Source organism: Micromonospora tarensis (assembly GCF_016803395.1).
Classification (GTDB): domain Bacteria; phylum Actinomycetota; class Actinomycetes; order Mycobacteriales; family Micromonosporaceae; genus Micromonospora; species Micromonospora tarensis.
In genome coordinates this window covers 1-15,292 of sequence record NZ_JAEVHL010000162.1, presented here as the reverse complement: position 1 = coordinate 15,292, position 15,292 = coordinate 1, and the positions used below count along the sequence as shown (strand labels likewise).

At 73.1% G+C, this 15,292-nt stretch carries 14 protein-coding genes and 4 pseudogenes; 13 read left to right on the top strand and 5 right to left on the bottom strand.

What is annotated here, in order from left to right; genetic code table 11:
* Both JM949_RS24920 and JM949_RS24915 read right to left on the bottom strand, forming a co-directional pair.
* On the bottom strand, positions 1 to 1,417 hold a 1,417-nt coding region (locus JM949_RS24920; protein WP_203150723.1), incomplete at its 3' end, for a DEAD/DEAH box helicase.
* A gap of 73 nt (positions 1,418 to 1,490) precedes the next feature.
* The gene (locus JM949_RS24915; protein ID WP_203150722.1) at positions 1,491 to 2,390 is read right to left on the bottom strand and encodes a hypothetical protein; all 900 of its coding nucleotides are present in this window, start codon (positions 2,388 to 2,390) and stop codon (positions 1,491 to 1,493) included.
* 132 nt (positions 2,391 to 2,522) lie between these two features.
* Here JM949_RS24915 and JM949_RS24910 point away from each other — a divergent pair, with 132 nt between their 5' ends.
* The 7 genes from JM949_RS24910 to JM949_RS24880 are packed head-to-tail and all read left to right on the top strand — an operon-like array spanning position 2,523 to position 6,599.
* Positions 2,523 to 3,677 carry a sensor histidine kinase gene (locus JM949_RS24910; protein WP_203150721.1) on the top strand — a complete coding sequence of 385 codons (1,155 nt, stop codon included), beginning with the start codon at positions 2,523 to 2,525 and terminating at the stop codon, positions 3,675 to 3,677.
* On the top strand, positions 3,674 to 4,279 hold the full coding sequence (locus JM949_RS24905; RefSeq protein ID WP_203150720.1) for a response regulator transcription factor: 606 nt from the start codon (positions 3,674 to 3,676) through the stop codon (positions 4,277 to 4,279). Before JM949_RS24910 ends, JM949_RS24905 begins: the two co-directional genes overlap by 4 nt.
* Positions 4,280 to 4,320: 41 nt before the next feature.
* Complete coding sequence (locus JM949_RS24900) at positions 4,321 to 4,869, top strand: 2'-5' RNA ligase family protein (protein ID WP_203150719.1); 549 nt, start codon at positions 4,321 to 4,323, stop codon at positions 4,867 to 4,869.
* 15 nt (positions 4,870 to 4,884) lie between these two features.
* Positions 4,885 to 5,073 (top strand): 2-dehydropantoate 2-reductase N-terminal domain-containing protein, encoded by a 189-nt coding sequence (locus tag JM949_RS39930; protein ID WP_407664818.1) that lies wholly within the window; start codon positions 4,885 to 4,887, stop codon positions 5,071 to 5,073.
* A complete protein-coding gene (locus JM949_RS24890; protein WP_203150725.1) occupies positions 5,001 to 5,549 on the top strand; it encodes an NAD(P)-binding domain-containing protein in 549 nt (182 codons plus the stop codon). Before JM949_RS39930 ends, JM949_RS24890 begins: the two co-directional genes overlap by 73 nt.
* Positions 5,550 to 5,601: 52 nt before the next feature.
* Positions 5,602 to 5,745, top strand: a complete 144-nt coding sequence (locus tag JM949_RS24885; protein WP_203150717.1) for a hypothetical protein — start codon at positions 5,602 to 5,604, stop codon at positions 5,743 to 5,745.
* On the top strand, positions 5,742 to 6,599 hold the full coding sequence (locus tag JM949_RS24880; protein WP_203150716.1) for an isocitrate lyase/PEP mutase family protein: 858 nt from the start codon (positions 5,742 to 5,744) through the stop codon (positions 6,597 to 6,599). The genes JM949_RS24885 and JM949_RS24880 overlap by 4 nt, the downstream gene beginning before the upstream one ends.
* A 69-nt stretch (positions 6,600 to 6,668) precedes the next feature.
* Here the strand turns inward: JM949_RS24880 and JM949_RS24875 are convergent.
* A pseudogene (locus JM949_RS24875) lies at positions 6,669 to 6,866 on the bottom strand (MmyB family transcriptional regulator); the annotation flags it as partial.
* Positions 6,867 to 7,069: 203 nt separating this feature from the next.
* Between JM949_RS24875 and JM949_RS24870 the strand changes: the two are divergent.
* The 4 genes and pseudogenes from JM949_RS24870 to JM949_RS24855 all read left to right on the top strand — a co-directional run bounded on the left by JM949_RS24870 (position 7,070) and on the right by JM949_RS24855 (position 11,000).
* Positions 7,070 to 7,372, top strand: a complete 303-nt coding sequence (locus tag JM949_RS24870; protein ID WP_203150715.1) for a hypothetical protein — start codon at positions 7,070 to 7,072, stop codon at positions 7,370 to 7,372.
* Between the two features lie 193 nt (positions 7,373 to 7,565).
* Positions 7,566 to 8,533, top strand: a pseudogene (locus JM949_RS24865) (DUF5715 family protein).
* A gap of 4 nt (positions 8,534 to 8,537) precedes the next feature.
* Positions 8,538 to 10,127, top strand: a complete 1,590-nt coding sequence (locus JM949_RS24860) for an asparagine synthetase B family protein (RefSeq protein ID WP_203150714.1) — start codon at positions 8,538 to 8,540, stop codon at positions 10,125 to 10,127.
* Positions 10,128 to 10,189: 62 nt separating this feature from the next.
* Positions 10,190 to 11,000 (top strand): annotated as a pseudogene (locus tag JM949_RS24855) (MerR family transcriptional regulator).
* Here JM949_RS24855 and JM949_RS24850 read toward each other — a convergent pair.
* Both JM949_RS24850 and JM949_RS24845 read right to left on the bottom strand, forming a co-directional pair.
* Positions 10,949 to 11,971: an ArsB/NhaD family transporter gene (locus JM949_RS24850; RefSeq protein WP_309232312.1), complete on the bottom strand. Its 1,023-nt coding sequence runs from the start codon at positions 11,969 to 11,971 to the stop codon at positions 10,949 to 10,951. The pseudogene JM949_RS24855 and the gene JM949_RS24850 sit on opposite strands and share 52 nt — an antisense overlap.
* A gap of 187 nt (positions 11,972 to 12,158) precedes the next feature.
* Positions 12,159 to 13,604: an LVIVD repeat-containing protein gene (locus JM949_RS24845; protein ID WP_203150713.1), complete on the bottom strand. Its 1,446-nt coding sequence runs from the start codon at positions 13,602 to 13,604 to the stop codon at positions 12,159 to 12,161.
* A gap of 138 nt (positions 13,605 to 13,742) precedes the next feature.
* Here JM949_RS24845 and JM949_RS24840 point away from each other — a divergent pair.
* A pseudogene (locus tag JM949_RS24840) lies at positions 13,743 to 14,449 on the top strand (DUF305 domain-containing protein).
* A 66-nt stretch (positions 14,450 to 14,515) separates the two neighbouring features.
* The coding region (locus JM949_RS24835; RefSeq protein ID WP_203150712.1) for a sensor histidine kinase at positions 14,516 to 15,292 on the top strand (777 nt) is incomplete at its 3' end.

Sequence of the window (15,292 nt, the reverse complement as noted above, 5' to 3'; positions counted from 1 at the left end):
CCTCGCGGGGCCCGCGCACCGGGACCTGCGGGATCTCCTCCTCGTCGTCGGAGCCCGGCGACGTCACCTCGTGGGCCAGCTTCACCGCGGCCAGGGCGACCTCCATCAGGTCGAACTCGTCGGTCAGCGTCTCCACGATCACCCGGTACGGGTCGAGGTCGTCCTCCAGCAGGCTCTCCCGAAGTGCCCCCTGGGTCAGCTCCAGCCGGCGGGTACGCATGTCCGCCACCGTCGGGATCTTGTCGATGGTGATCCGCTGGCCGGTCACCCGCTCGATGGTCTTGAGCATCCGGTGCTCGCGCGGTTCGGCGAGGGTGATCGCCACGCCCTCGCGCCCGGCCCGGCCCACCCGGCCGATCCGGTGCACGTACGACTCGGGGGCGGACGGGACGTCGTAGTTGACGACGTGGGTGAGCTGCTCGACGTCCAGCCCCCGGGCCGCCACGTCGGTGGCCACCAGCAGGTCGGCGGTGCCCGCCCGCAGCCGGCCCATGACCCGGTCGCGCTGCTCCTGGCTCATCCCGCCGTGCAGCGCCTCGGAGCGGTAACCCCGGCCGTTCATCGTCTCGGTCAGCCGGTCGACCTCCTCCCGGCTGCGGCAGAACACGATCGCCGCCGTCGGGGACTCCACGTCCAGCACCCGGCCCAACGCGGCCGGCTTGTGCGCCCGGGTCACGATGTAGGCGCTCTGCCGTACCCGGGGCGCCTCGCCGGCGACCGGTTGCTCCCGGCCGATCTCGATCCGGACCGGCTCCCGCAGGTGCTGGCGCGCCATCCCGTCGATGCGCGACGGCATGGTGGCCGAGAAGAGCACCGTCTGCCGCTGCGCCGGGGCGTGCTCCAGGATCGCCTCGATGTCCTCGGCGAAACCCATGTCGAGCATCTCGTCGGCCTCGTCGAGCACCACCGTGGCCAACCCACCCAACCGCAGGGTGCCCCGGGCGATGTGGTCGAGCGCCCGACCCGGGGTGGCCACCACCACATCGACGCCGCTGTCCAGGGCCCGCAACTGCCGCCCGATCGGCTGCCCACCGTAGATCGGCAGCACCCGGGCGCCCAGATCCTTGCCGTAGCGGTGGAACGCCTCGGAGACCTGCACGGCCAACTCCCGGGTCGGCACCAGCACCAACGCCACCGGGTCGCCGCCGTTGCGGTGTGCCGTCATGAGGTTCAGCAGCGGCAGCGCGAACGCCGCCGTCTTGCCGGTGCCGGTGGCGGCCTGCCCCAGCAGGTCCCGACCCTCCAGCAGCGGCGGAATCGCCTCCCGCTGGATGGGGGTCGGCTCTTCGTACCCGAGGCTGGCGAGCGCGCCCAGCAGCTCGGCGCGCAGCCCGAGCTCGGTGAACGCGCTCACCTCGTCGGTGCCGGCGGGGGTGGCGTCAGTTGGTACGTCGTGCTGTGCAGGTGCGGAACTCATGGGCCAAGCCTTTCATCACGCCGTCCGGGCCGTTGCGCCGACCGGCACAAGAACCGGCGCACCCCCGCTCCGGTCAGCCGCCGGTGCTCAGGATGGCCAGGATCATGCTGCCGGCGAGGGCTACGTCGAGCACCCCGCACCACTCCGTGTAGCCGCGCGGCACCACCCGGGCGGTGCGGTGCTGGACGAGGTCCCAGCCGGCGTGCGCCAGCCAGCCGAGGGCCACCAGCCAGGCGGCGGTCCGCCCACCGGCCGCGACCGCGACCAGCGTCAGGGTCAGCCAGGCGGCCAGACCGGCGAGCTGGGTGGCGAGCACGCCCGGCCCGCGCAGTGTCCGGCGGGCCACACCGATCAGCAGGTACCCGGCGGGCAGCACCAGCATCGTCCACGCACTGAGCACCCTCGGGTCGACCCACACGTCGACTGTCATCAGCAGCGCCAACCCGGTCGGCCAACGGCGGGCGAGCGCCAGCACAGCCGGGTGCCGGCGCACCAGCGCCGGCGTCTCGTGCCGATGCCGCACCGCCACCAGCACCATCGCCGGCACCATCAGCAGATGACCGCCGAGCAGCAGCCCGTCACCGTCGAGCAGGCCGGCCCGATACGGTACGACCAGCAGCAGGAACGGGACGTACATCGCGGCGGCCATCTCGACGACCCCGCGCCAGTGGTGCGCCCGGTAGCGCATCCACACCGTCATGCCGATGGTCATGTTGGTGGCCATCACCAGCGCGGCCACCTCCGGACGGCCCAGCGTCGCGCCGACCCCGAGCAGGGTGCCGGCCGCGTCCCACAGCGGGCCGAGCAGCAGCATCCCGACGAGCATCGCGAGCGCCATCTCACCGAGGTGCCACCACCACCCCCGCCCGCCGCCGGTCGCCGCCGGAACCGGGGGACCCGGCTGACCGGTCGGCACGGACCCGGCCGACGGTACGACGGGTGCGGTGTCCGCGTACATCCGTGTTCTGTTCATGCCTACGACCCTGCCGGCGGCGCGGCGGTAGGGGCAGACGCGTCCGTCACCGGAAAACCGTGCGGGCCGCACGGTCCGACAGTGACATCTCGCAGGGGTGGACCGGGCGCGGGCCGGTCCTAGGATCGGTGCGTGCTGAGCGAGGCGGGGACTCCCCGGGCGGACCGCCGGTTGCGCCGGGCCCGCCAGGCGACGCTGCTGTCGCTCGTCACCGGCGTCTGGGCGAGTGTCCTGCTGCCAGCGGTCGGTGTGACCCGCGAGCCCGATGCGCGCCGGGCGGCGCTCGGCGCGGTGGGCGTTCTCGCCTTCGTGATCGCCCAGACCGCCGTGCTGTACGCCGCCGTGACGCCGTGGCTCGATCCGCGCTGGCGTCGCCGCGCCCACCTGGGTCTGGCCGGGGCGGCGGTGCTGACCGTTCCGCTGGTGGGGCCGGTGGCGGCCGGCGCCTGGCCGACCTGGGCCTGGCTCGGGGCGGCGCTGATCGGCATGGCGCCGCTGCTCGTCCGGTGGCGGGCCGCGCTCGCGGTGGCAGCCGCCGTCCTGCTGGTGTCGGTGGCCGTCGCCGGGTGGACCGGTGCTTCCGTCGTCCGTCACCTGGTGGTGACCGCCGGGATCGGGGTGGCCGTCGCGGCGGTCAACGGCTTCCAGGTCTGGTTCTGGGATCTCCTGGTGGACGCCCGGCAGGGCCAGGCGGCGCAGGCCCGACTGGCCGCCGCCGAGGAGCGGCTGCGCTTCGCCCGGGACGTGCACGACGTGCTGGGGCACAGCCTCACGGTGATCGCCCTGAAGGCCGAACTCGCCGCCCGGCTCGCCCCGGTCGACCCGGAGCGCGCCGGCCGGGAGGCCGCCGAGGTGCAGCGGCTGGCCGCGTCGGCGCTGACCGAGGTCCGGGAGACCGTGCACGGCTACCACGCCGTCGACCTCGACGACCAGCTCGCGGCGGTGGCCGGGGTGCTGCGCTCCTGCGGGGTGCGCTGCACGGTGTCGCCGCCCCCCGTCGACCTGCCGCAGCCCGTCGCCAGCGAGCTGGCGGCGGTGCTGCGCGAGGCGGGCACCAACGTGCTGCGGCACAGCCGGGCCGGCTGGTGTCGGATCCGCATCGACCGGGAGAAGGACATGGCCAGGATGACGATCGCCAACGACGGTGCCGACGACGGTGGCCCGGACGCGCACAGCCATGGGCTGCGCGGGTTGGCCGACCGGCTCGCCGCCGCCGGCGGCGCGTTGCGCGTGCACCGCCAGGACGCGGTGTTCACTGTCGAGGTCACCGTGCCGGTGCCGTCATGATCCGCGTCCTGCTCGCCGACGACGAGGACCTGATCCGGGTCGCGGTCGCCGCGCTGCTCGCCCTGGAGCCCGACATGGAGGTGGTGGCACAGGCCGCGGACGGGCCGACAGCGGTCACCGCGACGCTCGCGCACCGCCCGGACGTGGCGGTGGTGGATCTGGAGATGCCCGGTCTGGACGGTATCGCGGTGGCCGCCGAGCTGACCCGGGCCCGACCCGAATGCGCGGTGGTCGTGCTGACCGGGCACGGCCGTCCCGGGCATCTGCGCCAGGCGCTGACCGCCGGCGCCCGGGGGTTCCTGCCGAAGGGTTCGCCCGGTGGCGCCCTCGCCGACGTGATTCGCCGGGTGCACACCGGTGGCCGCTACGTCGACCCGTCGCTGGCCGCCGACGCGCTGACCCTGCCCCCGTGTCCGCTGACTCCCCGTGAGCTGGAGACGCTGCGGCTGGCCGAGGTCGGCGCCCCGGTCGCGGTGATCGCCCGGCGGGTGCACCTGTCCACCGGTACCGTGCGCAACCACCTCTCCGCCGCCGTGCAGAAGCTCGGCGCGACCGACCGGGCGGAGGCGGTCCGTACCGCCCGGGACAACGGCTGGCTCTGACCCGTCGGCGTGGCCCGCGCCGCCACGGCTAGCGTGGGCGGGTGCGTACCGTGGAACTGGTCTGCTCGGTCGAGTTGGAGACCGAGGTGCGGGCCGCCTGGGAGCGGTTGGCGGCGGCGGGGCTGCCCAGCCTGGCCCGCAACCACCATCCGACCAACCGTCCGCACCTCACCCTCGCCGCGGTGGACGACTTCCCACCCGGAGCCGAGCACCGCCTGGCCGAGGTGTTCGACAGCGCGCTACCGGTGCCGGTCACCCTCGACCGGGTCGTCGTCCTCGACGGCAGCGCTCCGCTGGTCTGGCTCATCCGGCCGACGCCGCCGCTGACCGCGCTGCACGCCGCCGTCTGGGACGTCCTCGCCGAGGCCGAGGGACAGCGTCCGTGGCACGCTCCGGACGCGTGGGTGCCGCACCTCAGCCTGGCGCTGCGGTTCCGCGACGCTGACCTGCGGCGGGCCCGGGCCGTCGCCGGTGGACAGCGCCCGACGGGCGTGTTCGTCGCGGCCCGCAGCTACGACGGCACAGACCGAACCGTGACCCCGCTGACCCGGGCGCGACAGGGCGGTCCACTCCGGCTTGACCTCAAGTGAGGTTCACCATCGAGGATGACCGTCATGGCGGACATTGAAGGATCAGCAGACCCGGTCGCGGTGGTCGGCACGGGGGCCATCGGGAGCGCCCTGGTAGGCCGGCTGCGGGCCGCCGGACGGGACGTGACGGTGTGGAACCGCACAGCGAGCCGGACCGCCACGGCGGTGGACATGACGCGGGCCTCCAGGCCTCGCCCGACGTGATCGGCGCGGGCACGGCGACCATTGTGTACAGCGGCTCTCCAGCCGCGTTCGCCCAGCACCGCGCCACCCTGGCGATGCTGGGCACCGCCCGTTTCGTCGGGGACAGGCCCGACGCGGCCGCGGTCTGGGACCTCGCCCTGTTCGGTCTCTGGTACGACGCCCAGGTGGGCCTGCTGCGGGCTCTCGACCTTGTGCGGGAGGCCGGCATCGACGTCGTCGGGTTCTCCGACCCGGCGGTGCGTCAACTCGGCCACGTGGTCGCGGGAGCCCCCGCCACCGTCTCCGAACTGCTCGGCGCCACCTACCCGGCGGGCCCCGCGAACCTCGTCGAGCATCTCACGGTCCTGCGTCAGCTCCTGGAGCTTCGTGCCGGTCGACGGGTGGGCGACGGTGGTCTGTCCGAGGTGGCCGCCCGCATCGAGGCTCTCCTCACCGAGGGGCGGCACGGAGAGGGTCTGACCGCGACGATCGGATGACGCGCGGCAGCGCGGGGCGGACCCGGTCGGCCGGGCCGCCGCGGTCGGGGCGATGATCGGGGCCATCCGCCCTGGCCCTCGCCGGCGGGTGCTCGACGTGCTGCGGGAGCGCTGCCGGCGCACCCGAGCCGACCTGTGCCACGAGCCGCACCCGACCCTGCGGCTCCCCGTGATCATGGAGGTGAGCGTTCGATGACCGACCATCGCGCGACGTTCCGCGCCCTGCACCACGGTGCGGGGCCCCTGCTGCTGGTGCACGCCTGGGACCACGCCTCGGCGGCGGCGCTCGCCGCGCGGGGCCACCCGGCGATCGGCACCACCAGCCTGGGGGTCGCCGCGGCCGCCGGTCTTCCCGACGGCGCGGCGGCCACCGCCGGGGAGACCCTGGCCCTGGCCCGCCGGTTGGTCCGGCCGCCGGTGCTGCTCAGCGTGGACGTGGAGGCCGGTTTCAGCGACGACCCGGCGGAGGTCGCCGGCTACGTGGCGGAGCTGGCCGGGCTCGGCGTGGTCGGGATCAACCTGGAGGACGGCCGTGCCGACGGTTCCCTCGCCGACCCCGGCAGCATCGCTGACAAGGTCGCGGCGGTGAAGGCGGCGGTGCCGGACCTGTTCGTCAACGCCCGCGTCGACACCTGGTGGCTCGGAACGGACGACCCGTTGCCGCGGACTCTCGCGCGTGCCCGTGCCTACCGGGCCGCCGGCGCCGACGGGATCTTCGTGCCCGGCCTCGTGGAGCTGGCCATGCTGCGGGTGCTCACCGAACGGATCGACGCCCCGGTGAACGCGCTGTACCAGCCGGGCGGGCCAGGGTTGGCCGAACTGGCTGCCGCCGGGATGGCCCGGGTCAGCACCGGCTCCCTGCTGTTCCGGGCCGCGCTGGCCGCCGCGCTGGCCACCGCCGACGGGGTACGCGCGGGCGAGGTCGGACCGCCGGCGGAGCTGCCGGCGTACGCCGAGGTGCAGGCTCTGGTGGCGGAACGCCGCCGGTCAGCGGGGGATCAGCGGGCGGCGACGTTGAGCAACCGCCGAGACCGTCCACACCGGCGCTGACGACGCCCCCGGCCGAGTCACCCACGGCCACGCCGGCCGCCCGGCCGAACGCTCGGAGCCCGCCCCGGTTCAGCCGGGGCGGGACGCGGCGACCAGGGCGGCGAGGGCCTCGGCGCTGCGGCTCCCCGGCTCCGGCGTGCCGACCAGGAGCTGCTGTCCGGGCGCGTCACGGACGTCGAACGTCTGGTACGTCAACTCGATCCGTCCGGCGGCCGGGTGCTGCACCACCTTGAACATCCTGGTCAGACCGCGCACGGTCTGGTCCGCCCAGAGGTCCCGAGCTCACCCAGCACGGCGGGGACCCGCAGATCCAGGCCGCCGCTCGGGCGGCGACCGACGAACTCGGCATGCCGGCCGCCGCGGTGGCCGACGCCATCGCCCACGCGATCGCACAGCCGGACACCGTCGACGTCAACGAGATCGTCATGCGGTCCACCGCGCAGGGCTGACCAGGCACGAGGAGAACGATCATGAGTGAGGCGCTTGAGATGACGACCTTCCGGCTCGTCCCCGGCCGTACCGGTGCCGACTTCGTCAGGTCCAACAAGGACATCGACGACTACCTGCGACGCCAGCCCGGCTTCCGCTGGCGCCGCATCACCGAGGCCGATGATGGCACGATCACCGACATCGTCGCCTGGGACTCGGTCGCGGACGGCCGGCGCAGCGCATCAGGGATCATGACCGAGATGGCCGACTCACCGGTGCACGCGACCATCGACCAGGCCAGCGTCGACTTCCGGATCGTCCCGGTGCTGCACCAGATCGGCTGAGCGCGGCGGCCGTCGGGCGGTTGCCCCGCCGCGGCGAGGCGAGGCCCGGACGTCCCGAGGGCCGCGCGGGTGGGTGGTCGTCACGGTCTCCTCGGGGTGAGATAGGAGGATTGTTCGGTCCGTTCCGGTCCCCACGATTATGGTGTGTTTCAGGGCAAACACCCGGTGTGGTGACCGGAGGGAGGGATCCGTCATGCGAATGCCCAGCCGTGGGCCGGGACAGCAGCCCGGTCCGTCCGTGTCGCCCACCGCCCCGGCTCGACGTCGGCCCTCCGGCACCACACCTCGCCGCCCGCCCGCCCCCACTCCGGATCTCGCCGCCTACCGCGGCGCGGTCGCCGAGCTGCTGGTCGAGGTCGGTGCCCTGGCCGACGCGCCGAGCACCCAGGCGCGCCAGGTGCTCATCGACGAGCGACTGCGGGAGCCGGCGCTCGCCGCGGTCCTCGACGCCACCCCGCAGGGACTGGTCGGCGCGCGCGAGACGCTGCTGCTGGAGATGGCCCGTTACCAGCCGAACCCGCGTACCTCGGCGGGTGATCTGACCGCGCTGGTCCGGATCTACCTGCTCTCCCGCGTCGACGTGCTGTGGTGGCAGGACGCCCCGACCTTCGTCACCGACGACCAGGTCAACGGCAGCGCGGACCTGGTCGACCTCGAGTGGCTGCGTCGCCGCGACCTGCTGCGCTTCCGCTACCAGGAGCAGCCCGCCAGCATGCTGGGCCGGGCCGCGCGGGGACTGCGCCGCCGGCTCCGACCGACGCCACCCCGCACACCGCCGGGCTGCTGTTCCGGCGCGCCCGGCGTGAGGTGGTGGCGCTGCTCAACGACATCGGCCGGGAGTTCGCCGCCGCCGCGCCGCCGGCCACCCCGCCGCTCTGGGTGACCAGCCTGGTCCGCAGCGCCGAGCACCAGTACCGGCTGCGTCGCCTGGGCTACGCCGCGATGCTGCCCAGCGGGCACTGCCTCGGCTACTCGGTCGACGTCGAGCTGGCCTGGTTCGAGCGGTTCGGTGCCCGCGACACCCTGGCGGAGCTGCTGCTGGCCCGGCAGGAGTCCGGGGAGCTGAACGTGATCGACGAGGGGCAGGCCTGGCACCTGTGTCTCGCGCCGACCGCCCGGCGTCGGCTACGCCGCGCCTACGAGGCCGAGATGGGGATCTGACCCGATGTGCGGCATCGCGTTGAGCATCGGCCCCGAGGCCGACCCGGCGACCTTCCGGCGGATGCTCGCCACCCTCGCCCCGCGCGGTGAGGTGACCGAGACCCGCTCCGAGAACGGGCTGCTCGCCGGAACCCGTCGGCTGCGGGTCGTCGACCGGGACCGGGCGGTGCAGCCGTGGACGTCGACCGACGAGCGCTGGCTGCTCTGCTTCAACGGCGAGATCTTCAACTACCGCGAGCTGCGGGCGCAGCTGACCCGCCTGGGTCGGGTCTTCCGGACCGAGGGCGACACCGAGGTGCTGCTCGCCGCGTTCGAGCAGTGGGGCGAGGCGGCGGTGACCCGGCTGCGCGGTGAGTACGCCTTCGCGGTCGTCGAGCGGGCCACCGGCCGGGCGTACCTGGCCCGCGACCCGCTCGGGGTCAAGCCGCTGTACTGGTCCCGCCGGCCCGGCTGCCTGCACCTCGCCTCCGAGGTCAAGGCGCTGGTCGGGCACGGCGCGCCGATCGCCGAGGTGCCACCCGGGCAGCACGGCTGGGCGGATGCCGACGGGCACCTGCGACTGAGCCCGTACGTCGACCTGTTCACCATCGGCGACGGCCTGCCGGTTGTCGACGACCCGGACGAGGCGGCGCTGCTGGTCCGTGCCGCGTTGAGCGACGCCATCCGGATGCGGGTGGAGACCGACCTGACCGTGGGGGTGGTGCTCTCCGGTGGCCTGGACAGCTCGGTGACGCTGCGCCAGGTGCGCGACATCCACCCGGACTGCGTCGCGGTGACGGTGGGCGCGGCGGACAGCCCGGACGTGGCGTACGCCCGGCGGCTCGCCGCCGACCTCGACGTGCCGCACGTCGTGGTCGAGCTGGGTCCGCGCGACATCCGGCTCGCCGACGTCCGCGAGGCGATCCGGATCTGCGAGCTGACCGAGTACGGCGACATCATCAACGCGGTCGTCTCGGTGCCGATCTTCCGGCGGCTCCGTGACCTGGGCATCAAGGTGGTGCTGACCGGTGACGGCTCCGACGAGTTGTTCGGCGGGTACCCGATGTACCACCAGGTCGCCCCCGCCGCGGCCCGCCGGCTGTTCCTGCACCGGATCCGCAACCTGTGCCGGACCGAGTTGCAGCGGGTCGACCGGGCGGCCATGGGAAACGGCGTGGAGGCCCGGCTGCCGTTTCTCGACCTCAGCGTGGTGGAGCTGGCGATGCGACTGCCGTTGGAGCTGAAGCTGCGCCACGGCCAGGAGAAGTGGATCGTCCGGCGGGCGTTCGCGGACGTGCTGCCCGACTACATCCTTCGCCGTCGGAAGAACCCGATGTCGTACTCGTCGGGTCTGCACGAGCGGGTCCGGCTGTACAAGCCGCTCTTCGCCCGGCTGCACCGCTCGTTCGGCTACGACCTGCAGGAGCCGGTCCGCCGGGACTTCGACAGTGTGCTGAGCCGCTGCGGCAACGACCTGGACCGGGCCATCGCCGACGGGTTGACCCGACCCGACTACACCGTCCTGGAGCACGCCCGCGACCTGGTCGGCGCGGCCAGGTGGAACGCCGCTCCGATGGTCCGCCGGCTGGTCGGCCCGCGCTCGGCCCAGCACTGACGGCCCCCCCCGCACGCCACGCTTGACTCTGACACGGTGTCAGGGACGAGTGTGAGGGGACCATGTTCACCATCGGAGACTTCGCCAGACTCGGCCGGGTGTCGGTGCGGATGCTGCGCCACTACGACAGCATCGGCCTGCTGCGCCCCGCTAACGTCGACCCGCACACCGGTTACCGCCTCTGCCGCGCCGACCAGCTGCGCCAGCTCAACCGGGTGATCGCCCTCAAGGAGCTGGGCCTCACCCTGGAACAGGTGCGCGCGATCGTCGATGACGCCGTCGACGTGGCCGAGTTGCGCGGCATGTTGCGGCTGCGCCGGAGCCAGCTGGCAGAGCAGGTGGCCACCGACACGGCCCGGTTGGCGGCCGTGGAGGCGAGGCTCCGAATGATCGGAGGGTCGGATGACCGCCCAGGACGTCGTACTCAAGGAGATTGCACCGGTCCGCGTCGCGGAGCTGACCGCTGTCGCGGCCAGCTACCAGGTCGAGGACATCGGCCCGGTGATCCAACCGGTCTACCCCGAGCTGTTCCGGTGGTTGTCGGCCGCCGGCGTCAACCCGACCGGGCCCGGCATCGCCTGGTACGAGCCCGCCGACGCGGGCGGCGACGCTGTCGTCGTCCACGCCGGGGTGCTCGTCGACGCCGAACCGGCCGCGGCTCCCGACGTCACGGTGCGCGACCTGCCGGGGCTGCGCAGCGCGGCGACAATCATCCACCACGGTGCGATGGACGACGTCGAGCCGAGCATGCAGGCGCTCGCCCGGTGGATCGAGGAGAACGGCTACCGCACCGACGGTTTCGCCCGGGAGGTCTACCTGGACTACTGCGCGGACACCCCGGAGAAGGGCAGCACCGACTCGCCGGCCAGGTAGGCGGGCAGGTTGTTCAGCGCGTTGGCGAGCAGCGCTCCGCTGCCGCCGGCGCGCAGCGCGCCGACCGCACCACCGTCGGCCCCAAGCAGGGTGCCCACCAGGTCGTCCAGCCCGTGCCGACCGAGGGTCTGCACCACCAGGAACAAACCGGTGACGAAGAGCAGCAGGCGCACCGGCACCAGCCCCGGGCGCAGCGTGGCGGGGGAGCGGACGACGACCGCGACCAGCACCAGCGTGACCGCGACGGTGGACGCGAGGCCGATCTCCACGCCGGCGAGGATGCCGACGACGAAGATCAGGCAGCCGGCGAGGGCGGTGCGGTGCAGCACCGGGTCCGCCGGCAGGTGCGGGGCCGGCGGAACGAAGCGCCCACCGGCGGGCCGGTCCCGCCGCCACCACCCGAACCAGAGCAGCGCCATGGTGACCGCCACGGCGACGAGCTGCGGCAGCGCCATGCGGGCCGCGTACGTCAGGGGTGCCAGCCCGACCCGGTCGGCGGCCAGCAGGTTGGTCAGGTTGGAGACCGGCAGCAGCAGGCTCGCCGTGTTCGCCAGCCAGACCGTGGTGACGGCGAGTGGCGCGGCGGGGATCCGCAGCTTCCGGGCCAACGCGAGCAGCACCGGGGTGAGCAGCACGGCGGTGGTGTCGAGGTTGAGCACGAGGGTGGTCAGCGTGGCGAGGCCGCCGCAGAGCAGGAACAGCGCCGCCCAACTGCCCCGGGAGGCGATGGCCAGGCGGCTGGCCAGCGCGTCGAAGACGCCGGCCACGGCGGTCAGTTCCGCGAGCACGATCACGGTGCCGAGGAAGAGCAGCAGCGGCAGGATCCGGCGCAGGGTGGCGGTGGTCTCGGCGCGGGGCAGCAGCCCGCTCAGCGCGCAGGCCGCGCCGAGCACGGCGAGGACGACCGCCACCAGGTCCAGTGGATGGGGCCGCCAGCGCGTGGCCGGCTCGGGCGGGGCGGCAAGGGTCACGTCTGGTCACGTTGGCACAGCAGCCGACCGATCGCCCGGCAACCCCTTGCGCTGGTGACCGACCCCACCGAGACGGTCGGCCGAGGGTCCTGCCGGTTCACGGTCCCTTACTCCGCGTCACCGATGTGCCGATGCGGGCCCGGCCCCCGCGGTTGCGGAGACCGGGCCCGACTGTCGTGCTCGGTGTTTACCAGCCCAGGTAGCTGGGCTGGGTCTGCACGTTGAGCTCCTGGTACCGGGTCAGGTTGGCCGACCAGGTGCGCCAGTCGTTCAGCTCCAGGACGTCCAGGCCCTTCACCATGTCGTTGGAGTAGATGTGGCCGTTGTAGTAGTACGCGGACCAGGTGCCACCACCGACGAAGGTGTCCGCCGAGAGCGGGCCGCGCTCCCAGAAGGCGATCTCCTTCGGCTTGGCCGAGTCGGTGAAGTCCCAGACCGAGATGCCGCCCTGGTACCACGCCTGGACCATGATGTCCTTGCCGAGCACCGGGATCAGCGAACCGTTGTGCGCCACGCAGTTCTCGGTGTCGGCGTTGTTGCGCGGGATCTTGTAGTAGCTGCGGAAGGTCATCTTCCGGGCGTCACCGCGGCCGCTGATGTCGTAGATGGCGTCCGCGCCCCGGTTCGGTCCGATGGCCTCGTTGCAGGTCGCCGCCCCGCCACCACCCAGCTCGTCGGTGAAGACCACCTTGGTGCCGGCGTTGTTGAAGGTGGCCGAGTGCCAGAACGCGAAGTTGACCTCGTCCCGGACCCGGTTGATGACCCGGGGAGCCTCCCGGTTCTTGATGTCGAGCAGGATGCCGTCACCCATGCAGGCGCCGGCGGCCAGGTCCTTCGCCGGGTAGGCGGTGATGTCGTGGCAACCGGTCGTCGCCGAGCCGCTCTGGCTGCCGGGGAAACCGCCGTCCGGGAACAGGTTCGGCGTCGCGACCACGGCCGCGTCGGTCGGCTTCTTCAACGGCACCTTGATGATGGAGATCGAGTCGTGCGGCGGCTGGCAGTCCGGGAACTCGGCCCGCGGGCTGTACGACGAGACGTACAGGTAGACCGCCTTGCGGTCCTTGCCCGGCACCAGGGTGTGGGTGTGCGAGCCGCACGCGGTCTCGACGGACTTGATGTAGCGCGGGTTGGCCTTGTCCTTGATGTCGAAGACCTTGATGCCCTCCCAGGAGCCCTTCACGTCCGCTCCCTGCGTGGTGCTGTTGCAGGAGTCGTCGCTGCGCGACGAGTCGGTGGAGAGGAAGAGCAGGTCACCATGGACGGAGATGTCGTTCTGCGACCCCGGGCAGAGCACCCGGGCCTTGACCGTCGGCGCGCTGGGCCGCGAGATGTCGTAGATGACGAAGCCGTTGTAGTTGCCGGCGAACGCGTACTTGCCCTGGAAGGCGATGTCGCTGTTCGTGGCGTCCAGCGGGGCGACCTTGGGGACGTTGGCGATCTGGCGCAGGTTGGGGCTGCTCACGATCTCGTCGACGCCGGGGATCGTGTTGGTGGCCGCGGCGGCGGGAGCCGACTGCGGCACCGCCTGGGCGTTGCTCGCCGGGGCAGCGAGGGCGCTGGCGACGAGGAGGCCGGTGGTGGCGAGCGCCACGACACGGATTTGTCGTAACCGTGGCATGTGGAGTCTGATCATCGGCGGGGTCCTTCGCAAGGGGGGAACGATGGTTGACACGTTACCGCCCGACGAAGAACGTCGATGTGATGCGGGTCACATCAAAGCGAGTTGTTCAATGTATACCATCGCGATGACCTCGACTTCAGGGAGTGGCCCATGACCAACCGGCGCGCACGAACCCTCACGGTCGTCACACTGGCGCTCGTGCTGCCGCTGGTGGCGTTCATCGTGATCCGCTCCGCTGACGACGCCGGTACCGGCGCCGCGCGCCCGGTCTCCGCGCCCACCAGCGCCGCCGCGTCGCCGACGGCCAGCCCGGTGCCCACCGACCTGACGGTCATCGCGCCCGGCCGACCGGGTGAGTCGCCGCCACCCGCGCCGCGCACGAGGTCCGCGACGTCGGCCCCGCCCCGCACAACTCGATGGACGAGTGGTTCGTCCGGATGATGATCCCGCACCACGCGCAGGCCCTGGCGATGGCGGAGCTGGCCCCGAGCCGGGCCGCCGACCCCGACGTCCGGGCCCTCGCCGAGCGCATCCGGGCCAGCCAGGGGCCGGAGATGGGCATGATGCGCGGCTGGTTGCAGACCCGGGGTCTGCCGGCCGAGGTGCCGGGCCACGATCACGGCACCATGCGCGGGATGCAGTCACCCGAGGCCATGCGGCAGCTCGCCGCGGCCCGTGGCGCGGATTTCGACCGGCTGTTCGTCCAGATGATGACAGCGCACCACCAGGGCGCCATCGAGCTGGCCACCAACCTGCTCACGGTCGGCTCCGACCTGACCCTCAACGAGTTCGCCAACTCCGTCGCCACCGAGCAGACCGTCGAGATCGACCGGATGCGCGAGGTTCTCGCCCGCTGAGCCAGGCCCGCCCGACCCGGGCCGGGCGCACGGGGTGAGCACCCGGCGTCCCGGCACGTACGCTGGGTGACCGTGAGACGCACAGTGTTCGGTCGCCCGCTGCGTGGCGTCGCCTTCGACGTGGCCGTCTCCGCCCTGGTGGCGCCCCTCTCCCTGGTCGCGGCGGTGAACCAGCCGGGCGGTTGGGCGGCCGCCCTGGTCGGCGTGGGGATGGCGGTGGCGCTGCTGTTCCGCCGCACCCACCCGAGCGCGGTGACGGTGGCTGTCGCGGCGCTCGCCCTGGTCCAGGTGATCGCCGAGTGGGGTCCACTCGTCTACGACGTCGCCGTCCTGATCGCGCTCTACAGCGTGGTCAAGTACGGCGAACGGCTCCGCGACGGCGTGCTCGCCGGCGCGGCCGCCGCCGTCGGCGTGCTGCTCGCCGCCGCGCAGACCCCCAACGTCATCCAGTGGTGGGCGACCGCGCTGTGGTACGCCCTGGTCACCGGGGCGGTCTGGTTGGCCGCGTTGAACGTGCGGACCCGCCGGCTCTACGTGCTCAGCCTGGAGGAGCGGGCCACCACCCTGGAACGCGAGCGGGAGGCCGAGTCCCGCGCGGCGGTCGCCGAGGAACGCACCCGCATCGCCCGCGAGCTGCACGACGTGGTCGCGCACAGCATGGCCGTGATGATCGTCCAGGCGGACGGCGCCCGGTTCATGCTCGACCGCGATCCCGCTCAGGCGCGTACCGCCGTGAAGGTGGTCGCGGACACCGGCCGGCAGGCCCTGGAAGAGATGCGCCGGCTGGTCGGCGTCCTGCGCGACGCCGACCCGGCCGGCGCCGACGGGCCGGTGGCGGCGGCC